At 59.6% G+C, this 18122-nt stretch carries 14 protein-coding genes and 1 pseudogene; 10 read left to right on the forward strand and 5 right to left on the reverse strand.

Annotated features, from left to right (window positions below):
- Positions 1–44 precede the first annotated feature (44 nt).
- The 3 genes from ACYZUC_RS01950 to ACYZUC_RS01960 form a co-directional block, all read right to left on the reverse strand.
- A complete protein-coding gene (locus ACYZUC_RS01950) occupies positions 45–1559 on the reverse strand; it encodes a TolC family protein (RefSeq protein WP_461996800.1) in 1515 nt (504 codons plus the stop codon).
- Positions 1560–1676: 117 nt separating this feature from the next.
- Entirely contained in the window at positions 1677–1892 is a 216-nt protein-coding gene (locus ACYZUC_RS01955) for a hypothetical protein (RefSeq protein WP_461996801.1), read from the reverse strand.
- Positions 1893–2012: 120 nt separating this feature from the next.
- Entirely contained in the window at positions 2013–4910 is a 2898-nt protein-coding gene (locus tag ACYZUC_RS01960) for an AAA family ATPase (RefSeq protein ID WP_461993091.1), read from the reverse strand.
- Positions 4911–5301: 391 nt separating this feature from the next.
- Between ACYZUC_RS01960 and mhpA the strand changes: the two genes are divergently transcribed.
- Both mhpA and ACYZUC_RS01970 read left to right on the forward strand, forming a co-directional pair.
- Complete coding sequence (gene mhpA, locus ACYZUC_RS01965; protein WP_461993093.1) at positions 5302–6960, forward strand: bifunctional 3-(3-hydroxy-phenyl)propionate/3-hydroxycinnamic acid hydroxylase MhpA; 1659 nt, start codon at positions 5302–5304, stop codon at positions 6958–6960.
- A 2-nt stretch (positions 6961–6962) separates the two neighbouring features.
- A complete protein-coding gene (locus ACYZUC_RS01970) occupies positions 6963–7610 on the forward strand; it encodes a TetR/AcrR family transcriptional regulator (RefSeq protein WP_461993095.1) in 648 nt (215 codons plus the stop codon).
- Positions 7611–7614: 4 nt separating this feature from the next.
- Here the strand turns inward: ACYZUC_RS01970 and ACYZUC_RS01975 are convergent, their stop codons facing one another.
- Positions 7615–8853, reverse strand: a complete 1239-nt coding sequence (locus tag ACYZUC_RS01975) for an NADH:flavin oxidoreductase/NADH oxidase family protein (RefSeq protein ID WP_461993097.1) — start codon at positions 8851–8853, stop codon at positions 7615–7617.
- A 260-nt stretch (positions 8854–9113) separates the two neighbouring features.
- Between ACYZUC_RS01975 and ACYZUC_RS01980 the strand changes: the two genes are divergently transcribed.
- The 6 genes and pseudogenes from ACYZUC_RS01980 to ACYZUC_RS02005 all read left to right on the forward strand — a co-directional run.
- Complete coding sequence (locus tag ACYZUC_RS01980) at positions 9114–9728, forward strand: TetR/AcrR family transcriptional regulator (protein ID WP_461993099.1); 615 nt, start codon at positions 9114–9116, stop codon at positions 9726–9728.
- Between the two features lie 85 nt (positions 9729–9813).
- Positions 9814–10905 (forward strand): VOC family protein, encoded by a 1092-nt coding sequence (locus ACYZUC_RS01985; RefSeq protein WP_461993101.1) that lies wholly within the window; start codon positions 9814–9816, stop codon positions 10903–10905.
- A gap of 175 nt (positions 10906–11080) precedes the next feature.
- Complete coding sequence (locus tag ACYZUC_RS01990; protein WP_461996802.1) at positions 11081–12037, forward strand: fumarylacetoacetate hydrolase family protein; 957 nt, start codon at positions 11081–11083, stop codon at positions 12035–12037.
- The gene (locus ACYZUC_RS01995; protein ID WP_461993103.1) at positions 12037–13938 is read left to right on the forward strand and encodes an acyl-CoA synthetase; all 1902 of its coding nucleotides are present in this window, start codon (positions 12037–12039) and stop codon (positions 13936–13938) included. The genes ACYZUC_RS01990 and ACYZUC_RS01995 overlap by 1 nt, the downstream gene beginning before the upstream one ends.
- Before the next feature lie 163 nt (positions 13939–14101).
- The gene (locus ACYZUC_RS02000) at positions 14102–15421 is read left to right on the forward strand and encodes an OmpP1/FadL family transporter (RefSeq protein WP_461993105.1); all 1320 of its coding nucleotides are present in this window, start codon (positions 14102–14104) and stop codon (positions 15419–15421) included.
- Between the two features lie 18 nt (positions 15422–15439).
- Positions 15440–15665 (forward strand): annotated as a pseudogene (locus ACYZUC_RS02005) (methyl-accepting chemotaxis protein); the annotation flags it as partial.
- A 44-nt stretch (positions 15666–15709) separates the two neighbouring features.
- Here ACYZUC_RS02005 and ACYZUC_RS02010 read toward each other — a convergent pair.
- Positions 15710–16285, reverse strand: coding sequence for a TetR/AcrR family transcriptional regulator (locus ACYZUC_RS02010; protein ID WP_461993107.1), 576 nt, complete (start codon positions 16283–16285; stop codon positions 15710–15712).
- 172 nt (positions 16286–16457) lie between these two features.
- On the opposite strand from ACYZUC_RS02010, the gene ACYZUC_RS02015 reads away from it, so the two are divergent.
- On the forward strand, positions 16458–16736 hold the full coding sequence (locus ACYZUC_RS02015; protein WP_008033468.1) for a LysR family transcriptional regulator: 279 nt from the start codon (positions 16458–16460) through the stop codon (positions 16734–16736).
- Between the two features lie 140 nt (positions 16737–16876).
- Positions 16877–18121, forward strand: coding sequence for a multidrug efflux RND transporter periplasmic adaptor subunit MexE (gene mexE, locus ACYZUC_RS02020; protein ID WP_192228263.1), 1245 nt, complete (start codon positions 16877–16879; stop codon positions 18119–18121).
- Position 18122: the final 1 nt, after the last annotated feature.

Consider the following 18122-nt stretch of genomic DNA (forward strand, 5'->3'; position numbering starts at 1 on the left):
AAGGGAAGTTTTCAAGTGGGTTCCTCTTTGTAAAACGGCAATTCTCAGGAAAGTGGTGGCCGGTCGGCATTGGCGGATGCAGTTGGGTTGGAAGGTTGTTCGAACACCTGCCAGCCCCCGCCCAGTGCCTTATAGAGCTGCACGCTATCGATCAGCAGGCGGGTGTTGCTTTCGTTGGAGTTCAAGCGTGCCGCCAGCCGTGCCCGCTGCGAGTCCAGCAGTGGCAACAGATCGATCTGCCCGCGGTTATAAAGTGACTGGGCGCGGTTCTGCGCAGCCTCGGCGGACGCGGCGGCCAATTGCAGCGACCCGGCGCGGCGCCGCTCCTGCGCCAGCGTGACGAGGGCGTTCTCCACATCCTCGAGTGCCCGTACGATGCCGTCTTCGGCGCGCAGCAGCGCCTCTTTTTGAGCGCTTTCGGCAGCCTCGTTGATGGCTTGCGTGCGCCCGGCGTTAAAGAGCGGCATCGCCAGCAGGCCCGCCACGTTGGTGAAACGTGCAACGCCGAGATCGGCACCGTTCAGGCTCAAGCCCTGGCGGCCGAAGGAGGCATCGAGGAACAGCCGCGGAAACCACTCGGCCGCGGCCTCCTTGCGGCGCGCATTGGCTGCATCGAGTTGCGCCATCAGCGCCAGTACGTCAGGTCGGCGTTGCAGCAACTCGGCGGGCTGGCCGGGCTTGGCCTCGGGCACCACTGTTACATCGCTGAGCGAAGTCTGGATGTTCGCGGTATTGAAGGACTGGTCGGCAATCAGCACCGCGATACGATGGCGCGACACAGCCACCTGCGTTTCCAGCGGCGGAATCTGCGCCCGCGCCGACAAGGCGTCGGTCTGCGCGCGTTCGACGTCGAAGGCGGATGCCAGCCCCGCCAGCTGGCGCGCAGTGACCAGACGTAGCGTCTCGTCCTGCATCGCCGAGATGGCACGCAGCGTCGCGACCTGACGTTGCGCGCCGACCAGTGTGAAGTAGTTGCTGACGACGTCGCTCATTACCAGCAGGCGTACGCCGCGCATGCTGTGCTCCGCGGCCATCGCATCGGCGTCGGCCGCCGCTGCGCCGGCGCGCAGGCGGCCGCTCAGGTCGAGTTCCCACGAGACGTCCAGGCCCGCACTGGTGGTCTTGGTATCCGGATAACCCTGTTTCGTGGCCGAGTTGTAGCCACTGCTGCGATCGCTGCCGGAGACGGATGCTCCAACGCTCGGGAACAGCCAGGACTGGCTGACCGTTTCGCCGGCTCGTGCCGCGTGCAGGCACTCGGCGGCAATCTTGACGTCGCGATTCTCGCGCGCTGCCCGGCGCACCAGATCCGTCAGCACCGGGTCGTGGTAAACCTCCCACCAGGCCGCCTCGGGTTCCATTTCGGAGGCCGTGCTTGCGGCGAAGTTGCTCGGAAGCTCTACCGACGGCGTGAGCACCTCCGTGGAGCAACCGGTCAAGGCCAGGGCAACAGACGCGGCGAGCGCTGCCCCCATGACGAAGCCGACCACGCGTTCGGCATGTTGCAGGGGCGTTTGCCCGTTGCGGGTCAACAGATGGAAAGTTGGAAGTCGCGGCATCAGATTGGACTCGTGAAGATTCGAGGTGGCATCAGCGTAGGGCCCGGTGTACGCGAAGTCGTCAGCGAAGGGTCGCCGTTCGGTCGCCATATCGAGCGCTGATTCGTGGTGGATGCATCACTCGCCGCTGGCATCGCCGGTGTGCTCGCCGGTTGCCAAAGCGAGGTCCGAGGCAATCGACTCCAACAGCTCTTCGGCGGACGAAAACTCGCGCTGTCGTCCAGTGACCAGGTTTTCGAGGCGGCCCACCAGGGCCCCCGGCGCGGCGTCGCTACGCAGCTTCACTACGTACGAGCGGCGGCTCGGGTATTTGGATTCAGGGTTCAGGATCATCGCAGACCAGGGGGGCAAGAAAGTTCGACGACAGCGTAAGCCGCCCCCCGGGTCGAGTCGTAAGCGAAAGGTCAGGCTTCGGTCGGGACCGCACTCTCTGCGCAGAGACGTCGCGTCGCTTTAAGCCGGCTTGGCAGCGAGAATCAGCGAGCGCGCACGTTTTGCCAGCTCGGTCCCGTCAGTTTCGGGCAACTGGTCAACCAGTGTGGCCAATGCCTGTAGGTCCTCGGCCGTTGCGTCAGGTTGCTCGCACAACTCGACCAGCGCTTGCAGCTCCAGCCACGGAGCTTCCTGGGCGCGAGCCTCTTCAACCGCGCACCGTACCGCAGCGATGCCGGCGTCGGGCCGACCCTGCGCTCGCGAGATCGCTGCCTCCAGCAGCAATAGCTGCGGCAGGTATACGCGCTCGCCCAGTTCCTCGCCCACCCGAAATGCTTCCTGCAGTTCGACTTGCGCTGCGTTGCAATCGCCCGCCAACAAAAGTGCCTCGGCGGCATAACCGAGTACTTCGCTTGCACCGGAGCGCATGCCGAGCCCGGTGTGTTCTTCGTAGGCTTCACGGATGCGAAGGTAGCCGTCGCTCGGTGAGCCACGGCGCGCGCCGGCCCAACCGCGCCACCAGCGGCAAGCCGTCCGCCCGAGTGCAAGCGAATACTCATCGACCAGCGCCTGCATCTCGTCGGCCAGCGCAGCCACACGCACGTGGTTTCCCATCCTCACCTCGATCAACACCTCCTGCCAGGCGGCGACCAGCCAAGTCATGGGCTGGCGCAACTTCTGCGCACGTACCCGTGCCTGCTGCAGGTGGACTCGGGCTTGCTCAACCAGACCAGAACGCACGAGTTCTATAGCCAGCATGCCGTGCAGCATGACCTGAGGATCAGCCGCGAAAACCTCGTTCGTCCCGATGTCCAGCGGCTCGGCGATCGCGAGTGCACGTTCCAGCCAACGACGAGTCGTTTTCGTGCGTCCCTGGAGGTGATGCACCTCTCCCTGGACGATGCACGCCGCCAGCATGAGCTCTTGATCATTTGCTTCGCAGGAGAGGGTTTCGGCACGCTCCGCCACCTCGAGCGCCAACGCATAATCGCCGCGCAGACCCAGCAAATAGCCGAATCCGTGCAGCAGGCGACTGCGCATGGGATGTTCGGGTACATCCGCCAGCAGCGTGTATGCACGTTCGAAGGCGTTCTTGGCTTCGTTGCCGACACCGAACATGTGGAATGCCGAAACCCCCTGCAGCGTAGCCAGGGTAATCTCCAGGGAGTTGCGCTCCGTCCCTTCGGGTGCCTGCGACAGCAGGACCAAGGCGCGCTCAGTGAGGCCAATGCACAAGTCCGGGCTGAAGTGCAGTAGTGCGGCTTCTGCGGCCTCGGCGTAGTAGCGCAGCGCGATCATCGGCAGCCGGGCGCGGTCGAAGTGCATTGCCAGCTCTGAGGCAGCAACCGGTAGGCCGATCGTGCGGTCGCGTTCGAGGGCGGCGCCGACCTGGCGATGGAGTTGGGTGCGCAAAGAGCGCGGCGTGCGGTCGTACAGCACCTGGCGGAAGAGAGCATGTCGGAAAGAGTGGGGTGGCTCTAGCGTCTCTTCAATTTCTGTGGCCCGCGACCGTGTGAGCCATACCTGTTCGCGTACCAGCTCTTCACAGGCGTGGGCCACCGAAGCGAGGTCGCGCTCGAGAGCCAGTGAAACCGTCTCGATTCGGAATTCAACCCCGCACACCGCTGCGGCCGAGAGGAGGGTGCGTTGCTCCGGACCCAGCCTGGCGATGTAGTGATCAATGATGGCTGCGAGATTCTCGGGAACCGCCAGATTCGCAAGCCGGGCCTCGATGGTGGTTTTGTCGTCCTTTGGGTCCATCACTTCACTGGTGATTGACGAAACGAACAACGGCACACCGTCGGTCCGCTCGTGAAGGGCGCGCACGAAAGCTTCATCGCGTGCCAGCGAGGTCGAACGCAGCGCAACATAGTCAGCGACCTCGGTTTCCGAGAACGGGTCGAGCACCACTTCCTCACACAGACGTTGCAGGCGCAGTTCGTGGCGCAACGAGCTAAGGGGATGCTCGAGTGCTACAACCTCGGCAAGGCGAAAGCTCGACAACCACATAAGCCGCGCTCGGCCACGTCGCCGTGCCACGTAGTTGATGAGCTGGACTGTCGCCCGATCGCTCCAATGCAGGTCTTCGGTCACCAGCATCAGCGGGCGCTGTTCTGTGTAGCGGTCCAGCAACTCGCCCATTTCCCTGAGCATACGATCCGGGCCGACGCCGGCAAGCTCGCGCCGCAACGCGTCTTTCTCCTGCGTGGTACTCAGCCACGGAAGTTGCAGCAGCCAGGTCGGTGCCACGGCGCGCATCAGCGCCGGTAGGGCAGGGTCGCTGCGGCACAGATCGGCTAACGCCTCCAGCACAGGCAGATACGGCTCGCCGGCGCCGTAATGCTCCACGCAATGGCCGCGTGCGCAAGCGATGCCGCCAAGGCTGGCGAGGAAATGTTCGATTAATGTGGTCTTGCCGATCCCCGGTTCTCCAGCGAGCCAGACCACGGCACGTTGGCCGCCATTCGCCTGCTCCCACGCCCGTTGCAGTCTGGAGACCTCGTCGGTGCGACCGATGAATGGCGGTGACGGAGATGTGCCGGCCGCCGTAACCGCAGCGGGTGCAGGCGGTATCGAAAGTGCGGAGGAGGGTGGGGCGATGAAGCGATAGCCGCGCCGCGACACAGTTTCGATGAACCGAGGCTGCCTGGGGTCGTCGCCCAGCACCTTGCGCAGATCGCTGATGGCCGTTTTCAGGACCGAATCGCTGACGAACCGATGCCCCCACACGGCATCAAGCAAGGCGTCCTTAGTCACCAGCGACCCTGGCTGGCGTGCCAGCACGCATAACAACATGAAAGGCGTTGGCGCCAACGCCACCGCTTGCCCATTACGTGACAAACAGGCGTTGGTCTCGTCGAGCTCAAACTCGACAAAGCGGAGCAGGACTGGGTTCGGATGGGGTTGCGGACGTGCCACGGTTGATTCCTGAAGACTAAAACATGGTGTGCGCCGCGAAGCTTCACATGGGTTCGAAACTGAAAAACTGGTGTGCCCGGCGGCCTGGTGCTATCGACCAGCCTTTTGAATCAACTGCTCACCAGTCTCGACAGTCTTGAGCCATTGCTCCAATGACAACGCTGATCGGTTCTGAAGCCAAGCGTCGCCGGTCGGAAACTGGCACTCGCGCAAACGCAGTTCACGCCGCGCACTTCGGCTCGTCCCTTGGCCCTGTCGCGGCTTGACCATGATCCCAAAAAATAATGACAAAAACATCAATATTGAAATATCTCTCAATATTGCATACCTTTCACCTTGCCTGACGATGAGACCTCGCGTCTCACGACTTCAATCACAACAAGGGCTCGAGATGAACAACAACAAGAAAGTTTCCGAATTGCCTCCCGCCGCCGTTGACGTGCTGATCATCGGCTATGGACCCGTAGGTGCGACAATCGCGGCGCTGCTTGGCCGCTATGGGGTCACGACCCTGGTACTGGACAAGGTCCACGACGTCGTACTGATGCCTCGTGCCATTGCCCTGGACAACGAGGCGCTACGCATCCTGCAACTCGCAGGTTTGTCGGAAGACGCTTTCGAGAAGATCGTTATCCCTGAAGTGAAGATGCACTCCCCGGTACTCGGGCAGTTCGGTCGAGCCAATACGCAGGGGTGTATCGACGGCCATCCCAAGCTTGTGACGTTCTATCAACCCGATCTCGAACGAGCGATGCGCGGCCAGGTTTCCCGGCAGAAGTCTATAACCAGCCTGGGTGGCTTCGAGCTTGAAAGTCTGGTCGAGATGTCGGACTGCGTCTTCGCTTCCGTACGGGATGAAAATGGACAGTCGCATTCCGTTCGCGCCCAGTACCTGATCGGTGCGGATGGCGCAAGCTCCAGGGTCAGAGCGCTGATTGGCCAGGAGTTCGAAGGGCAGACCTATGCGGAGGATTGGCTGATTGTCGATGTCAAGAACCGGCATAAGTCAGCGATTGATCACATTGAGTTTCTCTGTAACCCGCAGCGCCCGACTCCGCACATGCCCGCACCCGGCGGCAGGGAGCGTTGGGAGTTCATGCTGCAACCCAATGAGTCCCGAGAGGAGCTGGAAAGCCCGGAAAGCATAGCCCGGCTGATCTCGCCATGGATCAACCCGCAGGAGCTGGAAATCGAGCGCAAGGCGGTGTATCGATTCCATGCACGCTGCTGCAACAGATTCAGCCAGGGACGCGTTTTTCTCGCTGGCGATGCCGCGCACATCACGCCCCCTTTTGTCGGGCAAGGTCTCGTCGCGGGACTTCGGGATGGCGCCAACCTTGCCTGGAAGCTGGCTTGGGTCCTTCGCGGCCATGCCGCGCCTGCAATACTCGATAGCTATGACGTAGAGCGCCGCCCCCATGCTCAGGCGATGATCAATCTGGCGAAACTCATGGGGCGCCTGGTGATGCCCAAGAACAAGATCGCGGCATTCTTTATCCACGGCCTGATGCGTACGCTGGCGTTGACTCCCGCGACCAGGAGGTACTTCGAACAGTTGGACATCAAGCCGAAGAACACCTTCAAGCACGGCCTGTTCGTACAGCATCGCCGGGGCGACAAGCTGGTGCGTGGCAGCCTGTTTCCCCAAGCCTGGATTCGCAACCTGCAAAAGCAGATCAAACTGAGCGACGATGCACTTGGAGACAACCTGACCCTGGTTGGATTCGGTGTTGACCCGTTGTCACTGCTGACCCCTGATCAGATCGTTTCCTGGGAGAAAATGGGAGGTCACTTTTTAGAGGTCAGAGCACGTGGCCAACGCTCTGGCGGCAGCTGTGATTTCATCGAAGACATGAATCATGAGATCCTGCCGCTGGCTGCCAAGGGAACGCTCGTCGTGGTTCGCCCCGACCGTATCATCATGCACCACGCCCCTGGCGCAGAGGCCGGCAATCTCCTTCAGGACTGCAGAATCCTGCTGGTCAGCGAAGACGCCACTCCGGGCAGCGTTTCCATTACCATCAACGAGCCCATTAGATTACGAGCTTGATAATGCCTTCCCCCACTCTTCCTTTAGAAACTGATGCGCCAGAACCTCTCACGAGAGGTCACAAGAAGCGTGAGCGCACCCGTCGCGGTCTGGTGGACGCGGCATTGCGTCTTATCGCGCGCAAGGACGTGGGGGAGATCGCATTGCTCGAGGTCGCTGCGGAAGCAGAGGTATCCAACGGCACCATCTATAACTATTTTCGAACTCGCGATGAAGTGTTGGAGGCGGTGGGCATCGCTATGGCCGCCGAGTTCTCCGATGCCATTTCCGCCCTCAGCACGGACGTGCACTGCGGTGCGCAGCGGCTTTCGATCGGCGTGCGCATGTTTGTGTGCCGGGCCGCGGCCGACCACCAATGGGCGAATGCGCTGCTGCGCATCATCCATTTCGACCAGGCCATGCGTTCGCGTCTGGCTGACCATGTACTGGGCGATCTGCGTGAAGGGCTGCGTGCGGGTACTTTTGCTTACGAGGACGAAGGGGTCGCCCTGGATATAGTCGTGTCGTGCACAACCGGAGCCATGCGCTCGGTTGTCGAGGGACGGGCAGTGGCGGAGCACGATCTGCGGGTCGCCGAAATGGTTCTCCAGGCTCTGGGCGTCACACCTGCCAAAGCCAGGAAAATCGCCGGCAAGCCTCTGCCGGCCTGATCCTCTACCTTGCTTGATCGATCCATTGCCGATAGCTCTTCGCCTGGCGACGGGCTTTCAACTGATTGCCGATCAATGCCAAGAGCGGCGACGCCCCGGGGTTTGTCCGTTTTCCCTGGCTCAGCAAGCCGAGCTGCTTCTTGACCACCGACGCCATGGCAAGCGACGCCAGCGCCTTGTTCTTCCAGCGGACGACGATGGGCTCCACCTGGGTGTCCCGACCTGACATCCACTGTTTCGGCAGGGCTGGCTCGATTGCTAACGCAGTAGCAAGTCCGACCATCGACACCGAGCCGCTCACCACTCGCTCCGCGACCTCTTTTCGGCGCACGCCGCCGGTGACCATCAACGGCATGCGCGCTATATCGCCTATTTTCTCTGCGAACTCGAGAAAGTAGGCTTCTCGAGCCAAGCTGCTGCCATCGCGGGTCTGCCCCTGCATGGCCGGGCTTTCGTAGCTGCCACCCGACAACTCGACCAGGTCGACCGCCTTGGCGTTAAGCATCTCCACCACGCGAGCTGCATCTTCGGCATCGAACCCGCCGCGCTGAAAGTCCGCGGAGTTGAGCTTCACGGCGACGCAAAAGATCGGTGCCACTCGCTGGCGAATGGCGTCGATGGTTTTCAATAGAATTTGCGCACGATTTTCGAGGCTACCACCCCAGCGGTCATCACGCCGATTGGTCAGGGGGGAAAGGAATTGGCTGAACAGGTAGCCATGCGCTGCATGAATCTCCACGCCGGTGAATCCGGCACGCTCCGCCAGCACCGCCGCTTGGGTATAACGCCCGATCAGCTCTTCGATCTCCTGCTCCTCCAAAGCCCTGGGCAGCACAAACGCTTTTGAAAGTCCGGGGATATCGACCGCAACAGCGGAGGGGCCCCTTGCCGATTGCCCCATCGAAGCCAATAGCTGCCGTCCGGGATGATTGATTTGCATCCAGGCCTGGGCTCCATGGCTGCGGCAAGCATCGGCCCATAGCTTGAACTTGCCCAGATTCCGATCATCTTCGAGCACTACGCCAGCGGGGTCGGTCAAGGCATGGCGGTCAACCATGACGTTGCCAGTGATGATCAGACCGGCACCACCTTCCGCCCAACGCTGGTAGAGCCTAACCAGCGCATCCCCTGGAGCGTGTGCCTCATTGGCAAGGTTCTCTTCCATGGCAGCCTTGGCGATTCGGTTTGGAATCACCGTGCCGTTAGGCAATCGAAGCGGTTTGAAGAGATTTGAGCCGGTCATGTTGTGTCCTGGTTTTCATCGATGGGCAGAGCCAGGTGCTTGTGGAGAAGACAAACCTGAGCCATGACATAATTGAACACGCGTGTTCAATTATGTCAATGTGCAGGGCTTTGATTGATCCGGCGTCATCGATCATGACGTCCGGATTATTAGGTTTTTGGCCAGATTTCAGGCGGTAAATCCAAGACGCTAAAAAATAGGGTTGACGTAAAATGAACACGAGTGTTCAATCGATTCATGAGGTAATCCTGGAGAGAACCGTGGAATCCCTGAATCCAACACAACGCCGCATTCATCAAGCTGCCTTTCGCCTGTTCGCTGAGAGAGGCACCTCACAAGTGAACATCCTCGACCTCGCGCAAGAGGCAGGCGTGGCGCGCGGAACGGTCTATAGCAACATCGACAGCATGGAAAGCCTGTTCGAGGCGGTCGCCAGCCATCTCGCGAGGGAGATGCATGAGCGCGTCAACAAGAGCTTCGACTCCCTCTCGGATCCGGCTCATCGCCTTGCCAATGGCATTCGATTCTTCATTCGCCGAGCGCACGAAGACTCCCAGTGGGGCGCGTTCATCCATAAATTCGCCATGAGCAATTCGGCGTTGCGCGAAATGTTCAGCAGCCAGGCGACCAAGGATCTTCTAAGCGGGCTTGCCACCGGGCGCTACACGTTTGCACAGGAGCAATTGCTCTCGGTACTGACGTTGATATCGAGCAGCGTGCTTGGCTCGATTTTCCTGGTACTGGAAGGGCATCGAACGTGGCGCGAATCGGGCTCTGATACTGCCGAGCTGGTACTGCGCGCATTGGGTGTTCCGTCCGAGGAGGCTCGTGCGTTGGCGACCAAAGAGTTGCCGGCACTTCCATCTCTCGACTGAGTTCGTAACTGACTTAACAAAATAAACCCCTGAGTTTTCAGGGGTTCGGGACCGCTTTGCCCTAAAAAACCGGAAAACAACAACAATGAACAACAAAATCGAATTGCACCGGTTGGCGACGCAACAGCCCGCCCGGCATCCGCAGCCGACGGTGAAGGCCCAGGATCTGACTCACCTGATCTTCCAACGGCCGGACTTGAATGCGGCGGCGCGTTTCCTGACTGACTTCGGCCTGACGGTCAGTCGGCAGGACGCCGATACGCTCTATCTACGGGCCACCGAAGCGACTGCCTACTGTTACCGTGTCCAACGGGCCGAACAGGCACGTTTTATCGGGTTCGGACTTGCCGTGCAGTCCCTGGAAGATCTGGAGAAGCTCACTCGAATCCCGGGTGCGTCATCGGTCGAGAAGTCGGAGCATCCTGGCAAAGGGTATTACGTCAGACTGACGGATCCTTCCGGTTTCATTGTGGAAGCCGTCTGTGACCAGACGCCAGGCAAGCCTCTGGCGCATAGAGCTCCTTTGAACTGGAATCTGGCGCACGAGCAACCTCGAATCAACGCCACGCAGCGCCCGCCAATTGCTCCCCCTGAAGTCCTCAAGCTTGGCCACATCGTCCTTGAAGTGGCCGACTATCAGGCGACGTGTGCCTGGTATACGCGGCATTTCGGGTTTATTCCCAGCGATGTGCAGGTACTCCCCGACGGCACGCCCATTGTTACTTTCATGCGCCTTGATCTCGGTGACATTCCCGCGGATCACCATACGCTCGCTATTGCACAAGGGTTCATGGCCACCTACAGCCATAGCGCCTATGAAGTCGTCGATGCAGACGCCGTGGGTATGGGGCAGCGCGTCTTGCGCGAGCGCGGTTGGGAGCACTCATGGGGCATCGGCCGGCACATTCTGGGCAGTCAGATCTTCGATTACTGGCAAGACCCTTGGGGTGACAAGCACGAGCATTACTGCGACGGGGATCTTTTCACGGCCACCCAGCCTACGGGCATTCATCCGGTGAGTCCCGAGGCAATGGCGCAGTGGGGGCAGCGCATGCCCAGGAGTTTTACCAAACCCAAGATGAGCCTGGCCAATCTGATTCTGCTGATCCGCAACCTGCGACGCAGCCCGGACCTGACCCTTCGAAAGTTGCTAACACTTATGCGGATGTTCGGGTAGAGCTGCCGCCATGTCGGGCAATTCAACCAGATATGGCCGGCGCGATGTACTCAAAGCCGGTGCTGTGATCGCCGGCGGCTCGTTGATTTACAGCGTTACCAGCCCTTCACAAGAACAACACCAGAATTCTCGTGCCATCGAGCACGGGAAAAACACTGCTCCAGGAGTGCCTTCAATGTCTGCAGTACACGTAGTCCGCTTTGAATTTCAGAGTGGTATCCACTGGGGCGTGCTACGCCAGGGTCGTATTACAGTGGTCCCCGGTGTTTTTGAAACCACCGGTGACTTCATTAGCCAGAACAGTCTTGACGACCTCGCTCAACTGAAAGGTCCGGAGTTGGAGGAGGGCGAAGTAAAACTGCTGTCGCCGGTAACCCGTAACCAACAGTTCGTCTGTCAGGGTGCCAATTACCGTCAGCACATGATCGAGTCGGGCATGGACCCGGATGCGAAGAAATTCAACATGATCTTCACCAAGGCGACGAGTTGCCTTGTAGCGGCTGACAGCGACCTGATCAAGCCGCGCCACGTGCGCTTCCTTGACTACGAGATCGAACTGGGCCTTGTGATGAAGCGCTCGATCACCGGCGCCATTGGTGTCACCGACGCCAATCTGCATGAGTTCATTGCAGGCGTCGTCATCGTCAATGACTACTCGGCTCGAGACATTCAGATTCCCCAGATGCAGTTCTACAAGGGCAAGAGCTACCGCACTTTTGGTCCGGTCGGCCCGTACCTGTGCCTTCTGGATGCCACGAATATTCACTACCTGAAAGAACTGCTGCTACGCCTGACAGTCAACGACCAGGTGCGACAGAACGACAGCACGGCCAACCTGGTTTACGGCCCCGCTGAAACCCTGACCGAACTTTCCGCCTTGCAAGATCTCGCCGTTGGAGACCTGATCGCCACCGGTACGCCTGCCGGCTGTGCCCTGACGATCCCTTCGCCTGCCAAAATGCGCATTGCAGCCCTGCTGCCCGAAGCCACCAAGTGGAAGCTTTTCCTCAAGGCGCAGGAAGGCCGGACGCAGTACCTCAAGGCCGGTGACGTGGTCGAGGCGCGCATTCGCAGCGCCGATGGTGTGATCGACCTCGGCGTACAACGCAATCGCGTCGTGGGGGAAGCCTGATGGTTGTGCAGACCCTGGATGACATCGAAAATTTCGAACGAGTCCCCTTGTCGGAGCGCGGTCTGGCTTGCAGCACTTATGAAGCGCTGCAACAGGCGGCCGAGTGCAACCCACAGGCTCCAGCGCTGAGTTTCTTTGCCGATGCCGCCGATTTCAAACGCACCTACGAGTGGAACTATTCCCAGCTCTTCGCGGATATCACCCGCGCGGCAAATGCCTTCCATGATCTGGGCATAAAGCCGGGCGAGGTGCTTGCCTTCATCCTGCCCAACCTGCCGGAAACCCACTTCACACTATGGGGCGGGGAGGCGGCTGGCATTGTCATGGCGATCAATCCGCTGCTAGAAGCCACGCAGATGGCTGGCTTGCTGAATGCGGCGAAAGCATCGGTGGTGGTGACGCTCGCGCCGACGGCGGGCAGCGACCTGTGGCCCAAACTGGCTTCGCAACTGGATCAGTTACCCACGGTCAGGTCTGTTGTCTGGGTCAGTATGGAACCCTATGTCGCGGAACCTGTACGTGGGGCTCTGAAAGCCGTGGCACTGAAGGAGCGAGACATACACCGCGGCATCGCGATCCACGATTGGCAATCGCTGATGAATACTCAGCCACACACACACCTGAAAAGCGGTCGGGAAATCCGCCAGGATGAGTGCTCCTCCTACATCTGTACGGGCGGCACCACCGGACTCCCCAAGATCGCCGCGCGCACCCACGGCTCGGAAGTATTCAATGCATGGGCTGTGGCCGCTCACTTGCAACCACGCAGTGGTGGCCAGGTTATCTTTTGTGGCCTGCCGCTGTTTCATGTCAATGGTCAGCTGGTGACTGGACTGATGCCTTGGACTCAAGGCGATCACGTGATTCTCGGGACGCCTCATGGGTATCGTGGCGAGGGGGTGATCCCACGATTCTGGGAGATGGTCGAACACTTTGGTATCAACCTCTTTTCCGGCGTGCCAACGGTCTATGCCGCGCTTCTGCAAAATGAATGGCAGGGCCGCGATCTATCCAGTCTTCGCTTTGCCATGTGTGGCGCCGCACCTATGCCGGCTGAGCTTTTCCGGGAGTTCGAGAGCCGTACCGGGGTGAAAATCCTTGAAGGTTATGGCCTCACTGAGGGCGCCTGCGTCTCCTCAATCAATCCGCCCCATGGCGAACGCCATATCGGCTCCATCGGGATACGGATCGCCTACCAGAATATGCGTGCGGTCGTGCTCAATGATTCCGGAGGGTTCCTGCGCGACGCCAAAGTGGATGAGATCGGCCTGATCACGATCAGTGGGCCGAACCTCTTCGAGGGGTATCTGGAAGAGCGTCATAACCAGGGCCTCTGGATCGATATCGACGGTCAGCGCTGGCTGAATACGGGCGATCTGGGTCGCCAGGATGCGCAAGGTTATTTCTGGCTGACTGGACGCAAGAAGGAGCTGATCATCCGCGGCGGCCACAACATTGATCCCAAGCAAATTGAAGAAGCGCTTCAGACGCATCCCGCCGTCGCTTTGGCCGCTGCAATCGGCAGCCCCGATGCCTACTCGGGCGAGGTACCGGTCGCCTACGTTCAACTGCGTCCCGGGCACGTGTGCAACGCCGAAGAACTTCAGGCGTTCGCTCATCACAACATCAGCGAGCGGGCAGCAGTTCCCAAGCGCATTGAAATCCTCGAAGCGTTGCCACTGACTGCCGTGGGCAAGATATTCAAGCCTGCTTTGCAGCAGCGGGAGATTGCCAAAGTCGTCCAGCAGGAAGTGGAGCGCCTGGGGCTTTCGGATATTGCTGTTGAAGTCGTGCAGGACAATCGTCGTGGGCAGGTTGCCTGCGTCAGGGCCGGCACTGGCCAGGAAGTCCTGGCTCCGCTCTTGGGGCGATATAGCTTTCAAGTCGAATGGATTAATTGAGTTCCTGATTCGCAATCTGTAAGTCCAGCAGTTATGCCCTGGCCCTGTTGAGCCAGGGCCTTTTACGCAACATCGATCAACTCCAGCCGGTACTGAAAAGTGCACGGGATGGCGAAGCCTTGCCTGCGAGCAAACAACAAAAACAATAAACCAGAGGTGGAAAATGAAACTGAATAGCCGTGTGATCCCGTGTCTCTCTGCTCAGCGAAAGTGTGCTGTCTGGATTCAATTCAGCAGTGCCATCGCACTACTCAGCGCCTCTACAATTGCAAGTGCCAATGGCATTGCACTAAACGAACAAAGTGCAAGTAGTGCGGGAACGGCCTATGCGGGAAGGTCATCTTCCGCGCTGGACGCCAGTACCATCTTTGGAAATCCCGCAGGCTTGACCAAGTTGAAGCGCGCTGAGATTTCCGGCGGGGCAGCGGTCGTCTCGGTGAGTGACGACATCAGTGATGCGCAGAGCGGTGTCTCAGGAACAAATAAAGGGGACTCGGTACCCTTGGGAGTCGTGCCCTTCGCTTATATGTCGACGCCACTTGATGATCGCTTTTCGATTGGTCTGGGCCTCTATGCGCCGAGTGGTCTGATCAATGATTACGAGAGCACTTTTCAGGGCCGCTACCATGGCTCCTATAGCACGACCAAGGAAATAACCCTGCAGCCCACCATTGCCTGGCGGATCAATGATTACGTGTCCATTGGTGGCGGACCGACCATCAACCGTTTCAATGCAAAACTTCAGAATTACCTGGCCACCGGCGCCCTGAACAACGGCGAGGACACACTGGTCACCATCAAAGGCGATGACACGGCACTTGGTTACAACGTAGGCATCTTGGTCGACTTTACTGAAGCAACCAGTTGGGGGATTAACTATCACTCGAAAGTGGACTATGAACTCGAAGGGCATACTGAGGTTTCTGGCTCCCCGAGCGTTATCCCGCTGGATGGAAAGTATGACAACAAGATAGACCTCACTATGCCCGAGTCCGTGGACACGTCGATCACCCATCATTTCAATAGTCGCTGGACGGGCTACCTGGGGACCACCTGGAAACGTTGGAGCCGAATCCAGAAGGTCGAGGCAGTCAACAGCGGTCTTTCCCCTGTGGGTCAAGCGGCTGGTTTGGGACATGTGATCGAAGAAATGAATTGGCGCGACACCTGGAGCACCGCAGTTGGCGCCTCCTATCAAGTGAACCAACAATGGCTGCTACGCGCAGGCTACGCCTATGATCCGTCGCCTATCAGAAATGCCGATCGCAGCGTGCGCATTCCGGTCGGGAATCGCCAAGCCGTGACCTTGGGCGGTGCTTACTCGCCGAATTCCGATCTGACGATAGACTTTGCTTATGGATATCTCTGGGATTCCAAAGTTTCTGTAAAGCAGTCGAACAACTCTGGAGTTCAACCTGAATACAGTGCCAACTACGACAATAGTGCGAATGGCGTTTCAGTGCAGGCTACCTATCGGTACTAAGCGACATGACTGCACTTTAATCTGCTGGCGCTCAACGCTGCCATTGAAGCCGTTTGTGCTGGCGAGCAGGGGCGTGGGTTTGGGGTGGTAGCCGATGAAGTGCGCGCTCGCGCTCGCACACCGCCCCCAAACCTCGACTGTAGAAATTGAAAGCATGATCAGTACCGTGCAATCGGGTGCTAATGGGGCCGTTACTGCCATGGGCAAAAGCCTGTCGCTGGCCTCCAGCACTCAGGCACTGTCGTGGCTGGCCGTTTCCTTCAATACCCTGGTGACGCAGTTCAAGCTTTAAGATTCTGGGAAGGTTTCAGGAACAGCAGGCCAGGCACTGATCACCGATTGCAAAAACTGCCCGGACAACTCCGGGTTGTCCAACGCCCTGGCAATCAGCATCGCCCCGGCTATCGATGACAGGATGCGCAGCGATTCCTGGTATTTCTCCTCGTGACTTTCCCCCTCGACCAGCGCCATCAACGTTTCGATCAAGCGCTCGACGCCTTTGGTGAAGGAGTTGCTGACGGTCCCGCCGGCGCGGGCAACATCGGCGCCCAATGCCGGGATGGGGCAGCCCTCGGTCCAGTTGTCCAGGTGCCCTTGCGTCAGGTAACCCTTTATGAGTTCGGGAATGGATTTGGCGTCCTGCCAGTCCTGGATATTGGACTCGAATGTCCGGGTAACAGCCTCTGAAGCCAGCTGCTCCTTGCCGCCCGGAAACTGTCCGTAAAACCCGCCATGGGTCAGGCCCACGGAGCGCGACAGTTCACCAATGCCGATGCCGTCGATTCCCTTTTCCCGATACAGCCGGGACGCGGCCGTGAGGATCGCCTCTTTGTTCGCGGCGGCCTGGTCTTTCGTGACTTTCATGAGACTGCTCCTGTCGCCAGGTCGGCATCGCTTGGGAAAAGCTGTGCTGAGAGGCTGGTATTGATGATGCGCGTCATATAAAGTCGCTGCAATGGCTTTTCCGGTATCGACTCAAGTCTGGCGGATTCCCCGCCTGTGGCTCAAGTCAAAAATCTCTACGTGGACCTGCCCCATGAAACGTAATGATCTGCACAGTATCGATCTGAATCTGCTGGTGGTATTCGACACGCTGATTCAGGAGCGAAACCTCACCCGCACCGCTGAGAAATTGTCGCTGGGCCAGCCCGCCATCAGCGCGGCGTTGGTGCGTTTGCGCAAGTTGTTCAACGACCCTTTGTTCGAGCGCATCGGTCGCCGGATGGTGCCCACCCCACGGGCATTGAGTGCGGCGCAGACGCTGGGGCCGGCGCTGGATTGCGTGTGTTCGGCAATTGCTCACACGAGGGGTTAAGCGGGCCGATCCCTTTTTTTGTCCTTAAACATGACGGCTATCATTAATGATGATAGCCAACTTCACTCCGTTCGATTCGTCGTGACCTCGCGCGAGGCCGAGAATTCGCAAATTCCCAAACCGTCTGGCGGACACAACCCATGGAACAGTCACTCAAACCTTTGCGTTATCCCCTGGCTGCGTTGGCGCTGCTGATGCTTGCCGCGTGTGAACGTACACCCAGTGCCGCACAGGCTCCGGGGGCGCCGCACGTCACCGTCGCCAAAGTGCTCGAGCAGCCCATCACCGAGTGGGATGAAGTCACCGCTCGCCTGGAAGCACCGGAAACCGTAGAGGTTCGGCCACGGGTGTCGGGCCAGATTGAACGTGTGGCCTTTACCGATGGCGCGCTGGTGAAGAAGGGCGATTTGCTGTTCCAGATTGACCCACGTCCGTTCGAACATGAAGTTCATCGCATCGAAGCACAGTTGCAACAGGCACGCGCCACCCTGGTCCGCACCGGCAACGAAGCGCAGCGCGGCCAACGTCTATTGAGCAGCAACGCAATCTCCGCAGAGCTCGCCGACACCCGCACGACCACTGCGCAAGAAGCCAGGGCCGGTGTCGATGCCATTCAGGCGCAGCTGGATCTGGCGCGTTTGAACCTCAGCTTCACCCGTGTTACCGCGCCGATCACCGGCCGCGTCAGCCGTGCGGAAATCACCGCCGGCAACATCGTGACCGCCGACACCACCGCGCTGACCAGCGTGGTCTCCACGGACAAGGTCTACGCCTATTTCGATGCGGACGAGCGCATGTTCCTCAAGTACAGCCTGCTTTCCCGCCAGGGCCAGCGCGGTCAAGCCACGCCGGTGTACATGGGCCTGTCGAACGAGGAGGGCAACAGCCACCTCGGGCAGATGAACTTCGTCGACAACCAGGTCAATCCGAAAACCGGCACCATCCGTGGTCGCGCGGTGTTCGACAACGCGGACGGCCAGTACACCCCCGGCCTGTATGCCCGGTTGAAACTGGTGGGCAGCGCCGCCTATCCCGGCCTGCTGATCAAGGACGAAGCGGTGGGCACCGACCTTGGCAAAAAATTCGTGCTGGTGGTCGATCAGGACAACAAAGCTGTGTATCGCAGCGTCGATCTGGGGCCGAAGCTTGAAGGCTTGCGCATCGTGCGCAGCGGTTTGCAGAAAGACGATCGCATCGTCATCAACGGCCTGCAGCGCGTGCGGCCCGGCGCAGTGATCGACCCGCAGGATGCGCCGATGGCCAGCCCGGAAACCGTCGCCACACTGGCTCGCCAGCGTCAGGCCATCGAAGCCTCCAATCAGCCGGCTGCCGCTAAATCACCTGCCCTGGTGAAAGCGGATTCTGCCGCTGCACCTCGCGGATAAG

This window comes from Pseudomonas sp. GT1P32 (assembly GCF_054897805.1).

Bases quoted from the DNA above. Each gene is read 5' to 3' on its own strand.
- ACYZUC_RS01950 (WP_461996800.1), bottom strand. From the start codon at position 1,559: ATGCCGCGACTTCCAACTTTCCATCTGTTGACCCGCAACGGGCAAACG.
- ACYZUC_RS01955 (WP_461996801.1), bottom strand. From the start codon at position 1,892: ATGATCCTGAACCCTGAATCCAAATACCCGAGCCGCCGCTCGTACGTA.
- mhpA (WP_461993093.1), top strand. From the start codon at position 5,302: ATGAACAACAACAAGAAAGTTTCCGAATTGCCTCCCGCCGCCGTTGAC.
- ACYZUC_RS01970 (WP_461993095.1), top strand. From the start codon at position 6,963: ATGCCTTCCCCCACTCTTCCTTTAGAAACTGATGCGCCAGAACCTCTC.
- ACYZUC_RS01975 (WP_461993097.1), bottom strand. From the start codon at position 8,853: ATGACCGGCTCAAATCTCTTCAAACCGCTTCGATTGCCTAACGGCACG.
- ACYZUC_RS01985 (WP_461993101.1), top strand. From the start codon at position 9,814: ATGAACAACAAAATCGAATTGCACCGGTTGGCGACGCAACAGCCCGCC.
- ACYZUC_RS01990 (WP_461996802.1), top strand. From the start codon at position 11,081: ATGTCTGCAGTACACGTAGTCCGCTTTGAATTTCAGAGTGGTATCCAC.
- ACYZUC_RS01995 (WP_461993103.1), top strand. From the start codon at position 12,037: ATGGTTGTGCAGACCCTGGATGACATCGAAAATTTCGAACGAGTCCCC.
- ACYZUC_RS02000 (WP_461993105.1), top strand. From the start codon at position 14,102: ATGAAACTGAATAGCCGTGTGATCCCGTGTCTCTCTGCTCAGCGAAAG.
- ACYZUC_RS02010 (WP_461993107.1), bottom strand. From the start codon at position 16,285: ATGAAAGTCACGAAAGACCAGGCCGCCGCGAACAAAGAGGCGATCCTC.
- ACYZUC_RS02015 (WP_008033468.1), top strand. From the start codon at position 16,458: ATGAAACGTAATGATCTGCACAGTATCGATCTGAATCTGCTGGTGGTA.
- mexE (WP_192228263.1), top strand. From the start codon at position 16,877: ATGGAACAGTCACTCAAACCTTTGCGTTATCCCCTGGCTGCGTTGGCG.